Genomic DNA, 21,697 nt, shown 5'->3' with positions numbered 1-21,697 from the left:
GAGGGCACATGACTGAGAACCCGCCCCGCAGACAGGTCCGCCCCGTCGTCGAGAACCCCGACGGGACGACCTCGCGCACGCCCATCCGCGACGGCCGGCCGCTGCTGAACTTCCGGTCCCCGCGCGTCACCCAGCCCCCGCAGCACCTCGCGGACATGACGATGGACGAGCGGATCACCGTGGTCAAGGAGATGGGACTGCCCGGCTTCCGCGCCAAGCAGCTCTCCACCCACTACTTCGTCCACCACACCACGGACCCCGAGGCGATGACCGACCTGCCCAAGGACCGCCGGGCCGAGCTCGTCGAACGCTTCTTCCCTCCGCTGCTCACCGAGGTCCACCGGCTGCGGACCAAGAACGGCGACACGATCAAGTTCCTGTGGCGGCTGTTCGACGGTGCGCTCGTCGAGTCCGTGCTCATGCGCTACCGCAACCGGATCACCCTGTGCGTGTCCTCGCAGTGCGGCTGCGGCATGAACTGCCCGTTCTGCGCCACCGGCCAGCAGGGGCTGACCCGTAACATGTCGAGCGCGGAGATCGTCGAACAGGTCATCCGCGCCAACCAGGTCATCGCCGCCGGCGAGCTCGCCGACACCTCCGGCGAGGACTCCGACATGCTCGGCAACCCGGCCGCCGCCGTCGGCTCCGAGGCCGACGAGGAGCAGGGTCGGGAGCCGACGTGCGCCTCGGGCGCGGAGAACGGGCCCGGCAGGGCGGAGCGGGTGACGAACATCGTCTTCATGGGGATGGGCGAGCCGCTCGCCAACTACAAGCGCGTCATGGGTGCGGTGCGCCGGTTCGTCGAGCCCGCCCCGGCCGGCCTGGGGATGGGTGCCAGGCGCATCACGATCTCCACGGTGGGACTCGTGCCGGGCATCAACAAACTCGCCGCGGAGGAGATCCCGGTGACCTTCGCGCTCAGCCTCCACGCTCCGGACGACGGACTGCGCGACGAGATGATCCCGGTGAACACCCGGTGGAAGGCCGACGAGGCGATCGACGCGGCCTACAACTACTACCGCACCACCGGGCGTCGGGTGAGCATCGAGTACGCGCTCATCAAGGACATGAACGACCACGCCTGGCGGGCCGAGCTGCTGGCGAAGAAGCTCAACGCGCGCGGACGGGGCTGGGTGCACGTCAACCCGATCCCGCTCAACCCGACCCCCGGCTCGGTGTGGACGGCCTCGGAGCCGGCCGTCGCCGCCGAGTTCGTACGACGCCTGCAGGACGCCGGCGTGCCGACGACCATCCGGGACACGCGCGGCAAGGACATCGACGGGGCGTGCGGGCAGCTGGCCGCAGCGCAGTGAGCATGGACTGAGGAGAGGACCACGGTGGACACGAACTTCCCCAGGATGTCGGGGTGGAAGAACGGCTACGACCCGGTGCAGGTCGACAGCTTCTTCAAGCGCGCCCGCGAATCCTTCGAACGCGAATCGCCGCAGCCCGGCGATCTCGATGCGCGTGCGGTGCGCACCGTGGGATTCGACCTCACCCGCAAGGGCTACCACGTGGGCGTCGTCGACGCCGCCCTCGATCGGCTCGAGGACGCCTTCGCCAAGCGGGCGCGCGACCGGCTGGTCGAGCGCTCCGGCCAGGACTCCTGGGTGCAGGAGCTCACCCGCGCCGCCGCCTCCCTGCGCGGCCGCCTCACCCGCCCGGCAGGGGAGCGCTTCAATCACCCGGAGAAGGGCATCATCGGCTACGACATCGCCGAGGTCGACGAGCTCTGCGACCGCATCAACGGCTACTTCACGCAGGGGCAGGCGATGAGCGTGGACGAGGTGCGGCGCGTGCTGTTCCGGGTGCGCAAGGGCGAGCGGGCCTACGACGAGGACCAGGTCGACGCGTTCATCGACCGTGTCGTCGAGGTCATGTCCAGTGTCGACTGAGATCCACTGGTTCCGCCGGCCCGGCGCGATCGCGCCCGATCACCCGGGCACCCTCAACCCGGTCTACGAACTGCTCGACCACCCCATCGTGCTCGGCCGCGCCGACGACCCCTTCCTCGCCCCCGAGCACGACGCGGAGGGGTTCTTCACCCATGAGGTGGCCCTCGACCGGGTCGCCAAGCTCGCCGGGATCCTGCGCCTGCTCGGCGTCGGACCGGATGCGCCCGTGCGGATCGCCGCCGAGGTGCCCGAGCCGGCCGCCGTGCTCGCCCGCCTCGCCGTGATCCGGGTGGGTGGGCGACTCACCGAGGACGCCTCCGCACCGGTCGACGTCGAGCTCCGCGCCGGCCGGAGCGCACCGGTGCGCGACGTCCACCGGGCCTTCGACAAGCCGGTCCGCCGGCTGCCGAGCGGCTTCGCGGGAGTCGCGGTCGCCGCTCGCGGTGAGGACGGCGCGCTCGCCGCGCCCGTCGACCTCGACCCGGTGATGCGCGATGCCCGGATCGAACCGGCGGCGGCCGCCGAACTCCCGGCCGACCTCGTCGTCATCGCCCGTGAGGACGGGGCTCAGGTGCCGGCGCTTGCCGTCGCGGAGTCCCCGGCCTCTGTGCTCACTGTGCCGATCGCGAACTGATATTCCGGCGCCGTGCCGTTGACGGTGTGGTCCCCGACGAGGCGGGCCTTGTAGACCCACGGGTTGTGGGAGCCGACCGTGCGCGCATTGCGCCAGTGGCGGTCGAGCCCGGCCGCCTCCCGCACCGCGGAGGACCCGAGCGCGTCGAACACCCTGCCGGCCGCCTCCGGCACCAGCCGGGTGAGGGCGACCTGGGCCTGGGAGACGGCGAGTGTCGCCGCGTGGTTCGCCGCGGTGTCCGCGTCGGAGCTCTGCTCGGTGTCGGTTTCCGAGGCTGTCTCGGGGACTCCGGAGAGGGCGGTGTCGTGTGCGCGCTGGACGGCTTCGGCCGCGCTCGCGACCACCGCGCGGGCGGTGAAGGCTGCGGCCTCGGCCTCGCCGATGATCTGGAGGATCTGCGGGTCGTCGCGCACCCGGTCAGCATTCCCGTGGCTGTAGGAGCGCTCGCGCGCGGCGACGGCGCGGGCGGCATCTCGGGCGACCGCCGTCGCGATCCCGGCCTGGGTGGCGAGGAGCACGAGCTGGTAGAGCGCGGACTGGTAGCGGAAGCGGTCGGAGAAGGGGATGACATCGCGCGGATCGAGGCGGGCTGCAGTGAAGCGGGTGGTGCCGGTGCCGGTGAGACGCTGGCCGAACCCGTCCCAGTCATCGCTCACCTCGACCCCGGGCTGGTCGAGCGGGATGAGCGCGACGTGGCGCACACCGGCGTCATCGGCGACGGTGGTGTCCGCGTAGTCGGCGTAGATCGAGCCAGTGGAGTAGAACTTCTCCCCGGTGACCTCGGCGACCTCATCGCGGGTGCGGATGCGGGTGCGCAGGGTGCCGCGCTCGACGTCCCCGATCTCCGTCCACGCGTTGCCGATCACCGCACCCGCAGTGATCCGGGGGAGCCAGCGGTCGCGAAACCCGGTGTGCGGGGTGACGAGCAGGTCCTCGACGAAGGCGATGTGCCCGCGCCAGATCTGGGCACAGTTCGAATCCGCGGTGGCGAGGTCGACGAGCAGCGCGGCGAGCTGCGGGATCGAGGCGCCGAAGCCGCCGACATCGTGCGGCAGCCGGAGCCGGCCGAACCCCGCCTCGGCGAGCGCGCGGATCTCCGCGCGCGGCAGCGTGCGCGTCCGCTCGCGCTCGAGCGCACCGGCGGCGATCTGCTCGAACACCGGGGCGAAGCGTGCGCGCAGCTCTGTGGTCGTCGCTGTGGGAGGAACGGCCTGGGGACCGTCGCTCACCGGGGAACGGTCAGCAGTCGGGGAGCCGGTGGTAGGGATACCAGGGGCATGCGGGGCAGTGGAGCGTGATTCGGGGGAGCGGACTGTGGTGGTCGAGGCGGTCACGATGACGGGATCCTTTCGCAGCGGTTGCCGCCACGTTAGGATCCCGTGCGCCCGGACCGCCGGCCCGCCGTCATCCGCCGACCCGGGCCGACGCGCCCATTCACATCACGTCATCCGCTGACACGCGTCATCGGGGCCAGATGATCCCTTATTCGAAGAAGTCCTCGTCGACCTCGACCACGTGGTAGGTCTGAGTGGTCTGCACTCCCACCCGATACGCGACCATGAGCGAGACCAGCCGTGTCCCATCGATGAGCACGATCCGAGTGGGAATCTGCTCCGCATAATCCAATGCCTGACGTGTGAAAGTGCTCGTGGTGAGGAAGATCCCGCGATTCGCACCCAGACCATGCAGTGCCCCGATGAATGCCTGGATCGCTTCGCGCCCGACCGAGTTGTGCGCCGCATAGCGCTTCGCTTGGACATAGATCCGTTCCAGGCCCAGCGCATCCTGATCGATGACGCCGTCGACCCCGCCGTCGCCTGTTCCGCCGATGCGTTTCCCCCGCTGCTCGGCGCCGCCGTAACCCATCGCGAGGAGCAGCCGGACGACGGCGTCCTCGAAGAAGGAGGGATCACTGTCCCGAAGGCGCGTCAACAGATCGTCGGCGACCTCCTCCGTGATGCGTGCTATCCCCGACTCGATCTGTTCGATCGGCGAGATCTCGGATTCGGTGGCTGCGTCTGCAATGATGCCGGCAGATTCGCCGTGCTGCGGCTGAGTGTGAGGCCAGTACTCCTTGAAGAGCCGGTTCGCATCTCCGAAATCCGGTTCGGCGTCGGGGTTCTCGCGCAACCACTTCAGTCCGTCGGGAGTGATGCGGTACTTCGCCCGTTCCGGGCGTTCGACCCATCCCGCTTTGAAGAGGTTGGTCAGAGCCCAGCCGACACGGTTGTCTGCGCGACCATCACCGACTGCGATGCGTTCTGCCCGAGCACTTTCGGAGAGTTCTGCGGAGTCGAGAACACGTGCGACGAGATCGCGTCGACGAACGATCGACCCGTCGGACAGGACCTGCAAGACGTGCGGGATGAACCTCGGCCAGATCGGGACCTCGGACTGTTCGGGCAGCTCGGTCATTGTTCTCCTGTCGGCCTTCCAGCTCGATCGTGCGGTGACTTCATCACGGCCGTTCGGCGTCCCAGCCGAGGGCACCGCGGATGAAGGCCGCCTGGCCGGTGTGCTGGGCGGCGTCGTCGATGATCGACACGATGCGCACTCCGCGGGTGACCGGCGGATCGTAGGAGTCGTCGATGACCTCGGCGAGGTCGTCCGCCGTGAGCGTGCGGAGGTAGGCGACGGCCGCTTCGCGCACGGCATCGAGGTAGCCGAGCAGCTCCTCCGGTCCGTCGACGCGGAACGCCGCCACCTGCTCCGGGGAGTCCCCGAAGCCGAAGTCCTCGGCCCCACGATCGAACCGCTCCGCCCAGCCGTCTGCGGTCCACACCTGCTCGCGGCCGGCGAGGTGGGCGATCTGCAGGTCCTGCTCGCGCGCGATGTGCCACACGAGCCATGCGATCGAGTTGCTGTTCTCGGTGAGTCGGGCATGCAGGGTGTCGGTGTCGATCCCCTCGAGGATCCCCCGACACCCGGTGACGGCGCGGTCGTAGGCGTCGATGAGCAGTGCGCTGATGTCCACAGTGATCTCCTTCGTGGAACGGGTGGTGGGGACCGGGCCGGGGCGCCGACCCGGAGGTCGACGCCCCGGTCGGGTGCGGTGCGAGTGCTGGTCCGCAGGTGCGGATCAGCGCTGGGCGGGTGCGCGCGGTGCGAGCCGCGGATCAGTTCGCGAAGGCGTTGATCCCGGTCATCGCGCGACCCAGCGTGAGCTGGTGGACCTCGTGCGTGCCCTCGTAGGTGAGGACGGTCTCGAGGTTGATCGCGTGGCGCAGCGGCGGGTACTCGCTCGTGATGCCCGAGCCGCCGAACAGCGCGCGGAGGTCGCGGCAGATGTTCATCGCGGTGTCCACGGTGACCATCTTGCCGAGGCTGATCTGCTCCGGGCGCACGCCGACGGTGTCCTTGAGCTCGCCGATGTGCTTGGCGAGCAGAGTGATCTGCGAGTACTGGCCGAGCGCCTTCGCGAGCTTCTGCTGGGTGATCTGGAACGAGGACAGCGGGCGCTCGAACTGGATGCGGGTGCCGGTGTACTCGATCGCGGACTGGAGGGCGTCGCGGGCGGCGCCGGTGACGCCGAACACGATCCCGAACCGCGCCTCGGACAGGCAGGACAGCGGACCGCGCAGGCCCTTGGCCTTCGGCAGCATCGCGGATTCCGGCAGGCGCACGTTGTCGAGCACGATCTCACCGGTGATCGAGGCGCGCAGCGAGAGCTTGCGCTGGATCTTGGGCACCTCGACGCCGGGGGTGTTCGTCGGGATGACGAACCCGCGGACGATGTTCTTGCCCTTGTCGTCGAGCTCCTCGGTCTTCGCCCACACGACCATGACGTCGGACACCGGGGAGTTGGTGATCCACATCTTGGCGCCGTTGAGCACCCAGTCGCTGCCGTCCTTCTTCGCCGTGGTCTTCATGCCCGCCGGATCGGAGCCGACGTCGGGCTCGGTGAGGCCGAAGCAGCCGATCGCCTTGCCGGCGGCCATCTGCGGCAGCCACTCGTTCTTCTGGTCCTCGGAGCCCCAGTGGTGGATGGCGAACATCGCGAGCGAGCCCTGCACGCTCACGAGCGAGCGCAGACCGGAGTCGATCGCCTCGAGCTCGCGGCACGCCAGCCCGTACTGGGTGGCGGTGGTGCCGGCGCAGCCGTAGCCCTCGAGGTGCATCCCGAGCACACCGAGCTCGCCCAGGCCCTCGGCGAGCTCGCGGGCCGGGATGGTCCCCTCGAGGTAGTAGTCGCCGATCTTGTCGCGCACGTTCTCATCGAGCCACTTGCGGAGGACACCGGCGAACTCGCGATCCTCCTTGGAGAAGACGGAATCGATGCCGAGGATCTGATCGGGGGTCTGCACTGTGCTCATCACGGGGTCCTTCTGTTCGACGATCGGGGCGGAACACGCTCGGCGCACGACATGCATGACGCAGGGACTTCACTGTCCTCTAAGGATTCAGTGACATCATCGGTCAGCGTGAGCGTTCGTACTATCAGTGTAATCGGGACCACAGGGTCCGTGGGCACCCAGGCCATCGACGTCGTCACCGCGAACCCGGACCGGTTCGCGGTGAGCTCGCTGGCCGCCGGGTCGAACCGCGCGCTCCTCGTCGAGCAGGCGGTGCGCCTCGGCGCGCGCCGGATCGGACTCGCCGACCCCGGGGACGCCGGCGAGGCGACGATCCGGGACATGCTCGCCCACGAGGCCGCCCGCCAGGGCCTGCCCGACCGGGTCGAAGCGATCGAGCTCGGGCCCGAGGCGAGCGAGCGGATCGCCGCCGCGGACGCCGACGTCGTGCTCAACGCCGTCACCGGTGCCGTGGGTCTGCGCAGCACGCTCGCCGCGCTCGAGGCCGGCACGGACGTCGCGCTTGCGAACAAGGAGTCGCTCATCGTCGGCGGCCCGGTCGTGCTCGACGCCGCCGCACGCTCCGGGGCCCGGCTCATCCCGGTCGACAGCGAGCACTCCGCGATCGCCCAGGCCCTGCGCGCCGGCCGGGCCGGCGAGGTCGAGCGCCTCGTCATCACCGCTTCGGGCGGGCCCTTCCGCGGTATGAGCCCCGCCGAGCTCGAATCCGTCACCCCCGCTCAGGCGCTCGTCCACCCGACGTGGAACATGGGCACCGTCATCACCACGAACTCCGCGACGCTCGTCAACAAGGGCCTCGAGGTCATCGAGGCCCACCTGCTGTTCGGCATCGACTACGACCGGATCGACGTCGTCGTCCACCCGCAGTCCCAGATCCACTCGATGGTCGAGTACATCGACGGCTCGACGCTCGCCCAGGTGTCGCCGCCGGACATGCGCCTGCCCATCGCCTACGCGCTCGGCACCGGCACCGACGGCACGACCCGCCGCGTCCCGGGCGCGACCGCGCCCAGCGACTGGACGACGCCCACCTCCTGGACCTTCGAACCCGTCGACTCCGCCGCGTTCCCGGCCCTCGACCTCGCTTACCGCGCCGGCCGCCTCGGGCACACCGCCCCGGCGGTGTACAACGCCGCGAACGAGGTGCTCGTCGAGGCCTTCCACGCCGGCCGGGTGACGTTCCCGCAGATCTCGGCCGGGATCGCCGCCGCGCTCGACGCGCTCTCCGGGGACGCACCCGCGGCCGCCGACGTGCTCACCGTGGACTCCGTGCTCGCCGCCGACTCCCGTGCCCGGGACCACGCCCGGGACTGGATCGCCCAGGCCGGGGCCGAGCAGATGCGCACCGTCCGATGACGCCGCTGCTCTACGCCCTCGGTGTCGTCCTCTTCATCGTCGGGATCAGCCTCTCGATCGCGCTCCACGAGCTCGGCCACCTCATCCCCGCCAAGCGGTTCGGGGTCAAGGTCACCCACTACATGGTCGGCTTCGGCCCCACCCTGTTCTCGCGCCGGCGCGGGGAGACCGAGTACGGGATCAAGGCGTTCCCGCTCGGCGGCTTCATCGCGATGCCCGGCATGTACCCGCCGCTCGAGGCGACGAGCGCCCGCGCCGAGCAGCTGGGCGCGGCCGACGACGCCGAGGAGATCGTCACCGCCGACGCCCGCCTCAGGGCGAGCGCCGAGGGCTCCGGGGAGACCGGGGCAGGCGCCTCCGCGCATCCCGGCTCAGTGCTCACCGCGGAGGACCCGCCGCGCCGGGAGCGCCGGCGCCGCGGTCGGCTGTTCGAGCGGAGCATGGCCGACGCCCGCGAGTTCTCCAACCAGGAGATCGGACCCGGCGAGGAGCGCCGCACCTTCTACGCGCTGTCCGTCCCCAAGCGCCTCGTCGTGATGTTCGGCGGCCCGGCGGTCAACCTCGTCCTCGGCATCCTCATCATGGCGGTCGTGATGCTGGGGTTCGGCGTCGTCCAGCCGACGACCACGGTGGCGACCGTCGTCGAGTGCGCAGTGCCCGCCTCGGAGGCGGCGAAGCGCCCCGCCGAGGAGCGCAGCACCTGCCGCGAGGGCGATCCGCTCACTCCGGCCTGGGAGGTCGGCATCAAGCCCGGCGACGTGATCGTCGCGATCGACGGGGAGGCCACGCAGTCGTGGGAGGAGCTGTCCGCGGCGGTCCGCGCCTCCGCAGGGGACACCGTGCCGGTCCGCGTCATGCGCGACGGCCACCAGTCCGACATCGAGGTGCCGATCATCGCCACCGAGCGCCCCGTCCTCGACGAATCCGGTGCCCCGATCGTCGACGAGACCGGCACCCCGGCCACGGAGACCACCGGCTTCCTCGGCGTGAGCCCCACACAGGAGCGCCGTCCGATGGCGCTCGCCGAATTCCCCGGCGAGATGGCCGGCATGATCGGCCAGACCTTCACCGCGCTCTTCACCCTGCCGGAGAAGCTCGTCGAGATCGGCGGGGTCGCCTTCAGCGACGCCGAGCGCGACCCGGAGGGGCCGATCGGCATGGTCGGAGTGGGCCGCGTGGCCGGCGAGATCGTGAGCACCGAGCAGCTCGAGGTCGTCGAGAAGGCACAGGTCGGGCTGTCGCTCCTGGGCTCCCTCAACCTCTTCCTCTTCGCGTTCAACATGGTGCCGCTGCTCCCGCTCGACGGCGGACACATCGCCGTCGCGCTCTACGAGGGCGCCCGGCGCCGGATCAACCTCGCACGCAGACGGGGAATCATCGGCCCCTTCGACACCGCCCGCCTGCTGCCGCTGACCTATGTCGTCGTCGGGGTGCTCCTGTGCATGACCGCGCTGCTCCTTTACGTCGACATCGTCAAACCGGTCATCCTGTTCGGCTAGCTGCTCCTCCCCGGCCTCCTCGGGCGCGGCCGGGAGCGGGCGACGCCTCCTGTCCTGTGATCTGCGCGACCTCCGCCGTTCAGGTTCCCTGCAATCGCGGCGGCTACGATGGGAGCAGTGTCATGCGCCCACGTTCGGGCGCACTGCAGCCGTCGAAGGGAAACTCGTGACCTCGGTCAACCTCGGAATGCCCGCCGCTCCGCCCCCGGTGCTCGCACCTCGCCGGCAGACCCGCCAGATCAAGGTCGGCTCGGTGGGCGTGGGGTCCGAATCCCCGGTGAGCGTCCAGTCGATGACGACGACGAAGACCACCGACATCAACGCCACCCTCCAGCAGATCGCGGAGCTCACCGCGGCCGGCTGCGACATCGTGCGCGTCGCCTGCCCGAGCGCGGACGACGCCGAGGCCCTGCCGGCGATCGCGGCGAAGAGCCAGATCCCGGTCATCGCCGACATCCACTTCCAGCCCAAGTACGTGTACGCCGCGATCGACGCCGGCTGCGCGGCGGTCCGCGTCAACCCGGGCAACATCCGCAAGTTCGACGATCAGGTCAAGGAGATCTCCCGGGCCGCCGCGGATGCGGGCGTGTCGATCCGGATCGGCGTCAACGCCGGCTCCCTCGACAAGCGGATCATGGAGAAGTACGGCAAGGCCACGCCGGAGGCGCTCGTCGAGTCGGCGGTGTGGGAGGCCTCCCTGTTCGAGGAGCACGACTTCCACGACTTCAAGATCTCGGTGAAGCACAACGACCCGGTCGTCATGGTGCGCGCCTACGAGCTGCTCGCCGAGGCCGGCGACTGGCCGCTGCACCTCGGCGTGACAGAGGCCGGGCCCGCGTTCCAGGGCACGATCAAGTCCGCCACCGCGTTCGGCGCGCTGCTGAGCCAGGGGATCGGCGACACCATCCGCGTCTCCCTGTCCGCCCCGCCCGTCGAGGAGATCAAGGTCGGCAACCAGATCCTCGAATCCCTCAACCTGCGCCCGCGGAAGCTCGAGATCGTGTCGTGCCCCTCGTGCGGCCGCGCCCAGGTCGACGTCTACACGCTCGCCGACAAGGTCACCGCCGGTCTCGAGGGCATGGAGGTGCCGCTCCGGGTGGCAGTCATGGGATGCGTGGTCAACGGGCCCGGTGAGGCGCGCGAAGCCGACCTCGGCGTGGCCAGCGGCAACGGCAAGGGGCAGATCTTCGTCAAGGGCGAGGTCATCAAGACGGTGCCGGAGTCCGAGATCGTCGAGACCCTCATCGAAGAGGCCATGCGCATCGCCGAAAAGATGGAGGCTCCGTCGGGTCCGGCCGAGGTGGTCGTCGGCTGATGCGGCTGGCCCGGCTCGGCCACGAGCACACCGACTGGTTGAGCAGGCTCACCGAGGCCGACCCCGCCCATCACGTGTTCCTCGCCAGTCTGCTCGAGCTCACCCGCAGCGCGCAGGTGTCGTCCCCGTCCGGGACCCTGTACGGGGTGTTCGACGGGGACGAGCCGGTCGCCGCCTACTGGATCGGCGGCAGCATCATCTCGCTCGGCGCGACCCCGCGCACCAACGCGCTCGTCGCCGACATGCTCAACTCGCGCGGCCGCTTCGCCTGTTCGATCATCGGCGACCACCGGCCGGTCATCGACCTCCAGCGGCGCCTGCGCTGGGGCCCGGCCCGCAGCGTGCGCGCTGACCAGCCGTTCATGGTCGCCGACCGGCAGCCCCGCGTGGCACCCGCCGCCGAGGTGCGGGTCGGGGACCTCGAGGACGTCAGCGAGGCCTACGCGGCGGCCGTCGAGATGTTCACCGAGGAGGTCGGGTTCTCCCCGGTGGAGAACGGGTCCGCGGGGTACCTGAGCAAGGTCCGCTCGAACCTCGCCAGCGGCTCCACCCTGCTCTACACCGCCGAGCGCGGGCCGGACGGCGAGCCGCTGCCCCGCTGGCCGGCGCAGAACTCCGCGCGGCAGGTCGTGTTCAAGGCCGACATCGGCATCCGCTCGGACACGGCGGTGCAGATCCAAGGGGTGTGGGTGCATCCGGCGTTCCGCGGCCGCGGGCTCGCCGCGCCCGGCATGGTCGCCGTCACGGGCCACGTCCGGCGCACCGTGGCGCCCGTCGTCAGCCTCTACGTCAACGCCTTCAACGCCCCGGCGCTGCGCACCTACGCCGCCGCCGGCTACTCCCAGCGCGGCCGGTTCGCCACGATCATCTACTGAATCCCGGAGTGCAATTCTCGAAGGTTCCTGGGAACGATTCCGCGAACCATCGCAATCTCACGCGACAGCAGCGTCAGTCGTCCTCCCGCGGGTCGAAGCGGAACTCACCGGGCGCCTCGGCGCCGGACCGGTCCCGTCCGCGCAGGGCCTCGAGCGCGCGCCGGTCCTTCTTCGTCGGCCGCCCGGTGCCCTTGTCGCGGCGCGGCACCCATCCGCGCAGGGTCGGATCCGGCGGGGGCGTGAGGTCCTCGTAGCACTGCTGGGCGATCGGCGCCCCGCCGCGCGTGTCGAGGAGGGCGGTGATGCGGAGGATCTTCTCGAATCCGGTGCGACGCACCCGGACCTCCTGACCGATCCGCACCTTCTGCGAGGCCTTGACCCGCTGGCCGTCGAGCTGCACGTGCCCGCCCCGACACGCCGTGGTCGCCGCCGACCGGGTCCGGAACATCCGCACGGCCCACAGCCAGACGTCGATGCGCTGGGATTCGCTGGAGTCGAAACGGGGTTCGGGCATGGGTCGAGTCTACGGTTCTCCGCAGAGCCGAGGACAGCTCGGAGCGGCATGGGGCGGCCCGGCCGGCCGTCCCCGCGCCGGCAGTGATGCGGATGCCTGGCAGCCCACCGGCAGCCCGCGGCAGACTCGGAAGGGGCGGATGCGTCCGCGGAGTTGAGAGACTGGGTGCATGACTCCACCACCGGTGAGCCTCACCGCACCCGCCCTCATCGACTGGACACCGCCGCGAGGCCTGCGCGCCCACGAGTCCACCTCGGTCATCGGGCGCGGCCAGGCGATGTGGGACCGTGCGAGCACCGAGGTCCTCCGCTGGACCGTGAAGACGCGCAGCGGGTTCCGGGTGGCGCCCGCCGCCGAGGCGGTCGTCGGCGCACGCCCGACGGTCACCGCCGGCCTGCTCGGGATCACGGTTGTCGAACCGGTCGAGGTGGTCGAGGTCGTCCGCGCGGCGGATCGGGTGGGCTTCGCCTACCGCACCCGCCCCGGCCATCCGCTCGACGGCGAGGAGGCGTTCATCGTCCACCGGACCGGACCCGAGGTGCGGCTGACGATCCGCTCCCTCACCCGGCCCGCCCCGGCCGGGTTCTGGCGGCCGCTGTACCCGGCACTGCTCGTCGCCCAGCAGGTGGTGCGCCGCCGCTACCGCGCCGCCCTGCGCCGGCCGGGCTGACCGGGACGACTCGGCTCGCGCAGGGGCGCGGCCCCGCTCAGCCGGTGAACTCGACGCCGGGCCGGGGTCGGGTGTCGACGGTGAGTTCGAAGACGTCGGGCCGGGAGTAGTGCCCGACCGGGTCGAAGTCGTAGGTGGTGCGGGAGCGGGCGGTGACGTCGACCTCGGCGGTGAGGATCGTCTCCTCGTCGTAGACGGGGCCGGCGAGCAGTTCGCCGGTGGGGCCGTAGATCGCCGAGCCGCCGCGGATCAGCCAGCCGGCCTCGTTCGGCTCGAGCACGCTCGCGTAGTCGTCCCCGAAGTCCTCCGCGCGGATCGCCTGGCACGCGGAGAGGACGAAGCAGCGGCCCTCCATCGCGATGTGGGCCATGGTGTGCTGCCAGGTGTCGCGATCGTCGACCGTCGGAGCGCAGTAGATCTCGACGCCCTGGGCGTACATCGCCTGCCGGAGCAGCGGCATGTAGTTCTCCCAGCAGATCACCGCGCCGGTCCTGCCGGCGGGGGAGTCGACGACCGGCAGGGTCGACCCGTCGCCGAATCCCCAGATCAGGCGCTCGGACCCGGTGGGCATGAGCTTGCGGTGGTGGCCGACGATGCCGTGCTCGGCGTCGATGTGGACGGCGGTGCAGTAGAGCGTCTGGCCGAGGCGCTCGATGATCCCCAGCACCGTGAACACTCCCGTGCGGCGGGCGGCCTCCGCGATCTCCTCGAGCTCGGGGCCGTCGAGGGCGACGGCGTTGTCGAAGTACCGCTGGTACTCGTCGCGGCCGGCATCGGTGCGCCGGCCCACCGGGGCGCCGAAGGTCAGACCCTTCGGATAGGTCCCGAGGGTGGCTTCCGGGAACACCGCGAGCTCCGCCCCGGCCCGTGCCGCGTCGTCGATCAGACTGCAGATCTTCGCCGTGGTGGCGGCGCTGTCGAAGGGGATGGAACCGGTCTGGACGACGGCGACTCGGGTCATGGTGACTCCTCGGATCGTGTGGTGTCGAGTGCGGTGGGTGACCGGCGGGTGCCGGTGTCCTCCTGCCATCGTGCCATCACCGGTGCAGTCACCGGCACCCGGACGTGCGGGGAAGGGCCGAGGTGCACCTCGGGTTCGTCCACAATCGATGGAACACAGGAGAGAATATTCAACTTATTTTCGAACGGGTTGTGGATAACGCGGTTTTTCTGCTGATTTGACCCGCTCCGTGTCCGTGCCTCTCGATAGCGTGGAATCACGGAAGCACCACCGCTCGGCGGGACCCGGAGCACGTTCGATCGAACCGGTCGGAGCGGGTGGAGCAGACGGCACCGGTTCGCAGTCGCTGGACCGCTGGACGAGGACCGGTGCAGTCGAGGCACGGAGAGGAGGCGAACAGGCCGATGACCGCGACGAGAACCGACCCCGCAGGCGCACGAGCGCCGGACGGAGTCCCGGCGCTGCTGCGTCTGCAGGACTCGCTGCCCGCCTACGATCGGCTCATGCTCGCGCGGATGCGCCTCATCGCGGACACCGTCGTCGAGGAGTGCCTCGACCTCGAGCCCGAACCGGCGCCCGAACTCGCCGCGGAGCCCATGTCCACGTCGAAATGGGTCCTCGAACGGATGACAGGGGAGCACCTCACCTGCCTCGCCGCCGTGCTCGATTCCACGATCACGCGCGCCTACTCGACCGCCCGAGACGCACTCATCGCCTGTTTCAGCCTCCATCGCACCCGTGCGCTCGTGGAGACCGGGACCATGTGCTTCGACCGGCTGCAGTACGCGGCGCGGCGCGCGCATCGCCTGGGGGATGCCGCGCTCGCCGAGCTCGACGCCGGGATCGCGGAGCTGCGACCCGATCTGTCGTGGAAGTCGTACTGCCGAGCGGTCAACGATCTCATCCGCCTGCTCACCGACAATGACGACCGGGCCGAAGACGTCCACATCCGCCGGCGCGTCGAGTTCTGGCGCAGCGATCCCTCCGAGGGGAAGCTCCTGCTGACCGGCCCGCTCGAACCGCTCTACGCCCTGCACCGGCGGCTCGAGGCCACCGCCCGGGCGATCGCGCGGGCGCAGACCGGCACCTTCGGCGAGCAGCTCCCGCCGGGATCGGTGATCATCGACGACCGCACGGTGCCGCAGCTGATGTTCGACCTCATGAGCACGCTCGCGCCCGGCACCGAGGTCGAAGTCCTCAACCCCGTCGACTTCGGCCGCGGCGACCCCGCCACTGGAACCGACGCCGGCGAGCTCGTCGATGCACTCATCCGAACCGCCGGTGGTGCGGCTGATGCGCGCGACGCTGCACCACCGGTCGATCCGGATCCGGCCTCGGGACCGGGCAGCGCGTCCGCTGACCCGAGCCGTGTCGTCATCACCTGCCCGACGAACCAGGAATGGCTGCGCCGACAGGCGACCGTCGTCGTCACGGTCCCATTCCTCAGCCTCACCGGACACGCCGAGCTGCCCGGCCATTGGTCGGACGGCGGGCCAGTTCCGGCGGAGATGGCCCAGCGGTTCGCGTCCCGGAGCTCGACGTTCTACCGGATCCTCACCGACCCCGTCTCCGGCGCCGTCTGCGACGAAGCCGCTCGCTCCTACGTGATCCCCAAGGGCACCCGGATGACGATGAACGAGAAGTGGATGTGGTGCACCGCGCCCGGATGCGCCCGGCGGGCCGAGACCTGCGACGCCGACCACGCGATCCCGTTCGATCATGCGGATCCGGCGGCCGGCGGCCGCACCGACCTGGAGAATCTCCACCCCCTGTGCAGGGCGCACCACCTGATGAAGACCAAGCGGATGCTCACGCTCCACGCCGGCCCGGGAGGGATGAAACGGTGGGAGTTCCCCCACGGCATCACCGCCGAGGTCCGCGCCGCCGAGCGCATCATCGACCGGGCTGCGGCCCGCGAGATGCTCCGCGTCCTCGGACTGCCGGACCCGAGCGGCCGCGCCGGACCGGAGAACCCTGACGACCGTGCCGGCCCAGCAGATCCCGGAGACCGCGCGGGACCGATGGATCCCGGTGACCAGGCCGGACCGGATGATCACCGATTCTGCTCCGGGCCTGATCGTTCGCCCGACAGTGCTGCTGATCGCGGCCGTCCGCGGCCCGCTGGGCCGCCCGATCCGTGGACCTGTCGCAGCGGCGCTGACGATGCGCTGTGGACCCATGCGGACGACGACCCGCCGCCGTTCTGAGAGGTGCGATCGGTCGCCGAGCCGCCGATGGGGTCGGATCCCGCGAACTGCGGTCGGCCAGGTGCAGGTGGGGCTATAGCATCACCTGGTCACGCTCGCCCGGTCGCGCGCGGGGTCACGGAATGCCGATCGACAGGTGATCGAGATCAGCTGGTCACACTCGCCTGGTCAGGACCCGCTGATCACCCACGGGAAGGCATGCGCGGTCGAGCGGGCGCCCTGTGCCGCCTTCGAGGCGTTGCGCTCGCCGAGGCGTGCGGTGAGGTCCTCACCGAGCTCGACGATCCGGGCGAACCGCTCCGTGGTGAGCCAGTCGGGCTTCGTCGCGAACAGGATGTCCTCGCTCGAGGTGTTCCCCGAGGCCCCCGGCGCGAACGGGCACCCGCCCAGACCGCCGAGCGCACCGTCGACCGAGGTCGCGCCCGCCGTGATCGCCGCCAGTGTGTTCGCCACGCCCAGCCCCCAGGTGTCGTGGCCGTGGAAGACGACGCCGGCATGCGGCCGCAGCCGTGCGGCCCCCGCCACGAGAAGCGCCACCTGAGCCGGATCGGCCTGCCCCAGGGTGTCGGCGATGACGGTCTCGCTGCACCGGGCCGCGCGCGGATCGGCCACGAGCGCGAGTGTGCGCCGCGGATCGACCGGCCCGTCGAAGGGGCAGGTGAACGACGTCGCCAAGCACAGCTGCAGCTCCGCACCCGCCTCGGCGGCGATGTCGAGGGCGCGGGGGAGCGCGGCCATCGAGTCCTCGGTCGAGCGTCCGATGTTCGCCCGGTTGTGCGCATCGGACACCGACAGGCAGTACTGCAGGCGGGTCACGCCGGCCGAGACCGCGCGCTCGACGTGGCGCGGTGTCGCCACCCACAGCCAGCAGCTGCGCAGCTCCTCCGGCCTGAGCGCGGCGACGACCTCGAGCGTGTTCGCCATCGGCGGGACGAGGTCCGGCCGGGCGAGCGAGCCGATCTCGAGCTCCGGCACGCCGAGCGCGAGCAGCTCCCGGATGAGGTCGACCTTGACCTCGGTCTCGAGGAGCCCACCGGTGAGCTGCAGGCCGTCGCGCAGCGTGACGTCGCGCAGCCGCGCGGTCGGGTGCGCACCGGGACGGATGCTGGTGGTGTCCTCGGTCATGGTCGTCCTCCCTCTGCTCCTGACGTTCTCCGTGCTCCATCGTCCTCACTGCCGGCCGCACTGTCGGCCCCGCCGCCGCCGAGGATCTCCGCGATCATCCCGGAATCGACCCCGGCGGCCTCGAGCACCTCGCGTGTGTGCTCCCCGAGGTCGGGACCGAGGTGATCGATCTCCACCGAGGTCCCGCCGATCACCGGGGTGATCCCGGGGAACGCGACATCGGTCAGCACCCCGTCGCCGGTGTCGACGTCGAAGCGCTGGATCATGTTCCGCGCCCGGTACTGCTCGTCGGCGAGGATGTCCTCGGCGGTGTAGATCGGCCCGGCCGGCACGCCGGCGGCATCGAGTGCGGCGAGCGCGTCGTCCACGGTGCGCTCCGCCGTCCAGGCTCCGATCGCAGCGTCGAGCTCGTCCCGGCGCGCCCAGCGCTGCGCGTTCGAGGCCAGCCCCGGGTCGGCGGCGAGGTCGGGCCGGCCGATGACCTCCATGTAGCGGCGGAAGATCCCGTTGCCGTTGCCGGCGATGACGATCGACTTCCCCTCCGCGCACACATAGGCGTTCGACGGCGCGATCCCCTCGGTGCGCCCGCCGGTGCGGGTGCGCAGCCGTCCGAACGCGGAGTAGTCGGGCACGAGCGATTCCATGACGGAGAACATCGCCTCGTTGAGGGCGACGTCGACCGTGCGCGGTGAATCCGGCTCATCGGACTTCGCGTTCGCCTGTGCCCGCCGGCGCTCGCGGTCGAACAGCATCATGCACGCGCCGAACGCCGCCTGCATGCCGGCGATCGAATCCCCGATCGACACCCCGACCCGCGTCGGCGGCCGGTCGGGATCGCCCACGAGCTCGCGGAAGCCGCCGTACGCCTCGGCGACGGCGGCGAACCCGGGCCGGGCGGACAGCGGGCCGGTCTGACCGAACGCGGAGATCCGCACGAGCACGAGCTCGTCGTTGAGCTCGTCGAGCACCTCGGGACCCAGACCCCACTTCTCGAGGGTGCCCGGCCGGAAGTTCTCGAGCAGGATGTCGGATTCCGCGACGAGCGCCTTGACCGCGGCGAGCCCGGCTGGGGAGCGGAGGTCGAGCGCGACCGACTTCTTGTTGCGATTGATCGTGCGATAGAGCAGCGAGGTCGTGCCCTGCTGGAGACGCCAGTTGCGCAGCTCGTCGCCGGTGCCCGGCCGCTCGACCTTGACGACCCCGGCGCCGAAGTCGGCGAGCATCCGCCCGGCTGTGGGAGCGGCGATGTAGTTCCCCAGCTCGAGCACCCGCACTCCGGCGAGCGGCAGACGTGGATGATCGGTCATGGATCCTCCCGGGACCAGCAGTGCCGACGCCTCTTCCTCGAGGAGCGCCGACGATGACGATGAGACGGTACCGGCAGTGTGGCACAGGCGCCGTCGCGGCACCGGGGCGTCTCAATCAGCGAGGCACCCGCACGAGCCCGACCCCGTGCTCCGCAGGCCCCGACCCGGTGCTCCTCAGACCCTGGGCCGGTGCTCCGCAGGCCCCGACCCGGTGCTTCACACGCCCCGACCCGGTGCTCCGCAGGTGCCGCGCGGGCCAAGGTCCCGCGCCCGCGCCGGCCCGGCCCGAGGACCCCGTTGCAGGCCCTGCCGCACGCGCCCGCGGTGGTACAGTCCCAGGATATCGTCGAAGCCGGTCACCCCTGCCGAACCGGTCGCCCCTGACCTAGAGGAGAGTCCTTCATGCCCCTGCGGATGTCATCGCTGTTCGTGCGCACCCTCAAGGAGGACCCGGTCGACGCCGAGGTCGCCAGCCACAAGCTGCTGCACCGCGCCGGGTACATCCGCCGCGCCGCCCCGGGCATCTACACCTGGCTGCCGCTCGGCCTCACCGTGCTGCGCCGCGTCGAGGAGATCGTCCGCGAGGAGATGAACGCCGCCGGCTCCCAGGAGGTCCACTTCCCCGCGCTGCTGCCCGCCGAGCCCTACAAGACGACCGGCCGCTGGGTGGACTACGGCGACGACATGTTCCGCCTCCAGGACCGGCGCCAGAACGACTACATCCTCGCCCCCACCCACGAAGAGGTCTTCACCCTCCTCGTCAAGGACCTGTACTCCTCGTACAAGGACCTGCCGCTGTCGATCTACCAGATCCAGACGAAGTACCGCGACGAGGCGCGCCCGCGCGCCGGGGTGCTGCGCGGCCGCGAATTCATCATGAAGGACGCCTACTCCTTCGACATCGACGACGCCGGGCTGGCCGCCTCCTACGAGAACATGCGGCAGGCCTACATCCGGATCTTCGACCGGCTGGGGCTCGAGTACATCACCGTCAAGGCGACCGCCGGGGCGATGGGCGGGTCCGAGACCGAGGAGTTCCTCCACCCGTCCGAGGTCGGTGAGGACACTTTCGTCCGCTCGCCCGGCGGCTACACCGCCAACGTCGAGGCCGTCACCACCCCCACGCCCGAGCCCCTCGACTGCGCGCACGTGCCCGCCGCGCACGTCGAGGACACCCCCGACACCCCGACGATCGCCACCCTCGTCGCCGCCGCGAACGAGCACCACCCGCGCGAGGACCGCGAGTGGACCGCCGCGGACACCCTGAAGAACGTCGTCGTCGCGATCACCCACCCCGACGGCGAGCGCGAGATCGTCGTCATCGGGCTACCCGGCGACCGCGAGGTCGACCTCGACCGCGCCGCCGGCTCCGGAGCGCTCGGTGCCGGAGAGATCGCCGTCGAGCCCGCCACCGAGGCCGACCTCGCCGCCCACCCGGGCCTCGTGCGCGGGTACATCGGCCCCGGCACCAGCATCGACGCGCCCGTGCTCGGACTCGAGGGGTCGACCGGCATCAAGTACCTGCTCGACCCGCGGGTGGCGCAGGGCTCGCGCTGGATCACCGGCTCCAACGAGCACGGCCGCCACGTCTTCGACCTCGTCCACGGCCGCGACTTCACCGCCGACGGCACCGTCGAGGCCGCCGAGGTGCGCGCCGGCGACCCGGCCCCCGACGGCTCCGGCCCCCTCGAGCTCGCCCGCGGCGTGGAGATCGGGCAGATCTTCCAGCTCGGCCGCCGCTACGCCGAGGCGCTCGACCTCACGGTGCTCGACGAGAACGGCAAGCGCACCGTCGTCACCATGGGCTCCTACGGCATCGGCGTGACCCGGGTGATGGCGTGCATCGCCGAGGGCAATCACGACGAGCGCGGACTCATCTGGCCCCAGCACCTCGCCCCCGCCGACGTCCACATCGTCGCCACCGGCAAGGGCGAGGAGATCCTCGCGAAGGCCGAGGAGATCACCGCCGCACTCGAGGCCGAGGGCGTGCGCGTGCTCATCGACGACCGGCCCAAGACCTCGCCGGGTGTGAAGTTCGGCGACGCCGAGCTGCTCGGCGTGCCCACCGTGCTCGTCGTCGGCCGCGGTCTGGCCGACGGCACCGTCGAGCTGCGCGACCGCCGCACCGGCGACAGCCGGGACCTGGCCGTCGCCGAGGCGGTCACGGAGATCGTGCGCTTCATCGACGAGCAGTATGCGGCCGTGGGCGCGCACCGGACGGGGCGGTGACCGAAGCCGCCGTCTCCCTCCCCGTCATCCTGCTGGCGCTGTTCGCCGCGGGTCTCCTGGCGGGGTGGGTCGACGCGGTGGTCGGCGGCGGCGGGCTGATCCAGCTGCCCGTCCTCCTGCTCGTCCCCGGTGTCTCCCCGCTCGCCGCGGTCGCGACGAACAAGGTCGGCTCGATCGCCGGCACCGCGGTATCGGCCGCGACCTACATGCGGCGCATCCCGCCGGACCTGTCCGCGGTCGTGCCCGCCGCGCTGTGCGCGTTCCTCGGTGCGGTGGGCGGGGCGATGCTCGCCGCCTCGGTCCCGGAGGACCTGTTCACCCCGATCATCCTCGCAGCCCTCGTGCTCGTGGCGATCTTCACCCTCCTCAAGCCGAGCCTCGGTGCGGAGGCCGTGCTCCGGTACTCCGACCGCAGTCGCCGGTACCACGCCTACTCGTGGCTCATCGGCGGCATCGTCGGTATCTACGACGGGATGCTCGGCCCCGGCACCGGCTCGTTCCTCGTCATCGCCTTCGTCTCGATCATCGGTCTGAGCTTCCTCCGCGCCTCGGCCCAGGCGAAGGTCATCAACTTCGCGACGAACGTCGGCGCGCTCGCCTTCTTCATCCCGCAGGGCCACGTCGTCTGGGAGTACGGACTGGCGCTCGCCCTCGGCAACATCATCGGCGGCCGGCTCGGCTCGCGCACCGCGCTCGACCGGGGCAGCGGCTTCGTCCGCATCGTGTTCCTCGTCGTCGTCGGGGCGCTCATCCTCAAGCTCGGGTTCGACTTCCTCACCGGCCCCTGAGCCGGGGTC

Annotated in this window: 19 protein-coding genes; 11 read left to right on the top strand and 8 right to left on the bottom strand. The window is 70.9% G+C overall.

Going from position 1 to position 21,697, the window contains the following annotated elements; all coding sequences use genetic code 11:
* Window positions 1-8: 8 nt before the first annotated feature.
* The 3 genes from rlmN to ABD883_RS13185 are packed head-to-tail and all read left to right on the top strand — an operon-like array spanning window position 9 to window position 2,529.
* Window positions 9-1,313, top strand: a complete 1,305-nt coding sequence (gene rlmN, locus ABD883_RS13195) for a 23S rRNA (adenine(2503)-C(2))-methyltransferase RlmN (RefSeq protein ID WP_345032687.1) — start codon at window positions 9-11, stop codon at window positions 1,311-1,313.
* Between the two features lie 24 nt (window positions 1,314-1,337).
* Window positions 1,338-1,895 (top strand): DivIVA domain-containing protein, encoded by a 558-nt coding sequence (locus tag ABD883_RS13190; protein ID WP_137320126.1) that lies wholly within the window; start codon window positions 1,338-1,340, stop codon window positions 1,893-1,895.
* Entirely contained in the window at window positions 1,885-2,529 is a 645-nt protein-coding gene (locus ABD883_RS13185) for a hypothetical protein (protein ID WP_345032682.1), read from the top strand. The genes ABD883_RS13190 and ABD883_RS13185 overlap by 11 nt, the downstream gene beginning before the upstream one ends.
* Here ABD883_RS13185 and ABD883_RS13180 read toward each other — a convergent pair.
* The 4 genes from ABD883_RS13180 to ABD883_RS13165 all read right to left on the bottom strand — a co-directional run bounded on the left by ABD883_RS13180 (window position 2,463) and on the right by ABD883_RS13165 (window position 6,842).
* The gene (locus ABD883_RS13180) at window positions 2,463-3,758 is read right to left on the bottom strand and encodes an acyl-CoA dehydrogenase family protein (protein WP_345032679.1); all 1,296 of its coding nucleotides are present in this window, start codon (window positions 3,756-3,758) and stop codon (window positions 2,463-2,465) included. The genes ABD883_RS13185 and ABD883_RS13180 overlap by 67 nt on opposite strands.
* A 253-nt stretch (window positions 3,759-4,011) precedes the next feature.
* A complete protein-coding gene (locus ABD883_RS13175; protein ID WP_345032677.1) occupies window positions 4,012-4,944 on the bottom strand; it encodes a restriction endonuclease in 933 nt (310 codons plus the stop codon).
* A 43-nt stretch (window positions 4,945-4,987) separates the two neighbouring features.
* On the bottom strand, window positions 4,988-5,503 hold the full coding sequence (locus ABD883_RS13170; RefSeq protein WP_137320122.1) for a mycothiol transferase: 516 nt from the start codon (window positions 5,501-5,503) through the stop codon (window positions 4,988-4,990).
* A 142-nt stretch (window positions 5,504-5,645) separates the two neighbouring features.
* On the bottom strand, window positions 5,646-6,842 hold the full coding sequence (locus ABD883_RS13165) for an acyl-CoA dehydrogenase family protein (RefSeq protein WP_137320121.1): 1,197 nt from the start codon (window positions 6,840-6,842) through the stop codon (window positions 5,646-5,648).
* Between the two features lie 108 nt (window positions 6,843-6,950).
* Here ABD883_RS13165 and dxr point away from each other — a divergent pair, with 108 nt between their 5' ends.
* The 4 genes from dxr (at window position 6,951) to ABD883_RS13145 (ending at window position 11,887) form a co-directional block, all read left to right on the top strand.
* Window positions 6,951-8,198, top strand: coding sequence for a 1-deoxy-D-xylulose-5-phosphate reductoisomerase (gene dxr, locus ABD883_RS13160; protein ID WP_345032674.1), 1,248 nt, complete (start codon window positions 6,951-6,953; stop codon window positions 8,196-8,198).
* On the top strand, window positions 8,195-9,697 hold the full coding sequence (locus tag ABD883_RS13155) for a M50 family metallopeptidase (protein WP_345032672.1): 1,503 nt from the start codon (window positions 8,195-8,197) through the stop codon (window positions 9,695-9,697). Before dxr ends, ABD883_RS13155 begins: the two co-directional genes overlap by 4 nt.
* Window positions 9,698-9,863: 166 nt before the next feature.
* Window positions 9,864-11,012, top strand: coding sequence for a flavodoxin-dependent (E)-4-hydroxy-3-methylbut-2-enyl-diphosphate synthase (gene ispG / locus ABD883_RS13150; protein ID WP_345032670.1), 1,149 nt, complete (start codon window positions 9,864-9,866; stop codon window positions 11,010-11,012).
* Window positions 11,012-11,887 (top strand): GNAT family N-acetyltransferase, encoded by an 876-nt coding sequence (locus tag ABD883_RS13145; protein WP_345032668.1) that lies wholly within the window; start codon window positions 11,012-11,014, stop codon window positions 11,885-11,887. The genes ispG and ABD883_RS13145 overlap by 1 nt, the downstream gene beginning before the upstream one ends.
* Before the next feature lie 73 nt (window positions 11,888-11,960).
* Here ABD883_RS13145 and ABD883_RS13140 read toward each other — a convergent pair whose 3' ends face one another.
* Complete coding sequence (locus ABD883_RS13140) at window positions 11,961-12,401, bottom strand: RNA-binding S4 domain-containing protein (protein ID WP_137320115.1); 441 nt, start codon at window positions 12,399-12,401, stop codon at window positions 11,961-11,963.
* Between the two features lie 169 nt (window positions 12,402-12,570).
* On the opposite strand from ABD883_RS13140, the gene ABD883_RS13135 reads away from it, so the two are divergent.
* Complete coding sequence (locus tag ABD883_RS13135; RefSeq protein WP_345032666.1) at window positions 12,571-13,071, top strand: DUF1990 family protein; 501 nt, start codon at window positions 12,571-12,573, stop codon at window positions 13,069-13,071.
* A gap of 37 nt (window positions 13,072-13,108) precedes the next feature.
* Here ABD883_RS13135 and ABD883_RS13130 read toward each other — a convergent pair whose 3' ends face one another.
* Entirely contained in the window at window positions 13,109-14,032 is a 924-nt protein-coding gene (locus ABD883_RS13130; protein ID WP_295689262.1) for a carbon-nitrogen hydrolase family protein, read from the bottom strand.
* Window positions 14,033-14,436: 404 nt separating this feature from the next.
* Here ABD883_RS13130 and ABD883_RS13125 point away from each other — a divergent pair, with 404 nt between their 5' ends.
* A complete protein-coding gene (locus tag ABD883_RS13125) occupies window positions 14,437-16,239 on the top strand; it encodes an HNH endonuclease signature motif containing protein (RefSeq protein WP_345032664.1) in 1,803 nt (600 codons plus the stop codon).
* A 168-nt stretch (window positions 16,240-16,407) separates the two neighbouring features.
* On the opposite strand, the gene ABD883_RS13120 is transcribed toward ABD883_RS13125, so the two are convergent.
* Window positions 16,408-17,364, bottom strand: a complete 957-nt coding sequence (locus ABD883_RS13120; protein WP_345032662.1) for a beta/alpha barrel domain-containing protein — start codon at window positions 17,362-17,364, stop codon at window positions 16,408-16,410.
* On the bottom strand, window positions 17,361-18,671 hold the full coding sequence (locus tag ABD883_RS13115; protein ID WP_345032660.1) for a CaiB/BaiF CoA transferase family protein: 1,311 nt from the start codon (window positions 18,669-18,671) through the stop codon (window positions 17,361-17,363). The genes ABD883_RS13120 and ABD883_RS13115 overlap by 4 nt, the downstream gene beginning before the upstream one ends.
* Window positions 18,672-19,073: 402 nt before the next feature.
* Between ABD883_RS13115 and ABD883_RS13110 the strand changes: the two genes are divergently transcribed.
* Together ABD883_RS13110 and ABD883_RS13105 are read left to right on the top strand one after the other, a co-directional pair.
* Window positions 19,074-20,900 (top strand): proline--tRNA ligase, encoded by a 1,827-nt coding sequence (locus ABD883_RS13110; protein WP_137320110.1) that lies wholly within the window; start codon window positions 19,074-19,076, stop codon window positions 20,898-20,900.
* Window positions 20,897-21,688: a TSUP family transporter gene (locus tag ABD883_RS13105; RefSeq protein ID WP_295689272.1), complete on the top strand. Its 792-nt coding sequence runs from the start codon at window positions 20,897-20,899 to the stop codon at window positions 21,686-21,688. The genes ABD883_RS13110 and ABD883_RS13105 overlap by 4 nt, the downstream gene beginning before the upstream one ends.
* Window positions 21,689-21,697: the final 9 nt, after the last annotated feature.

The organism is Brevibacterium pityocampae, assembly GCF_039541555.1.
Lineage (GTDB): Bacteria > Actinomycetota > Actinomycetes > Actinomycetales > Brevibacteriaceae > Brevibacterium > Brevibacterium pityocampae.
This window is presented reverse-complemented; position numbering and strand designations above follow the sequence as displayed.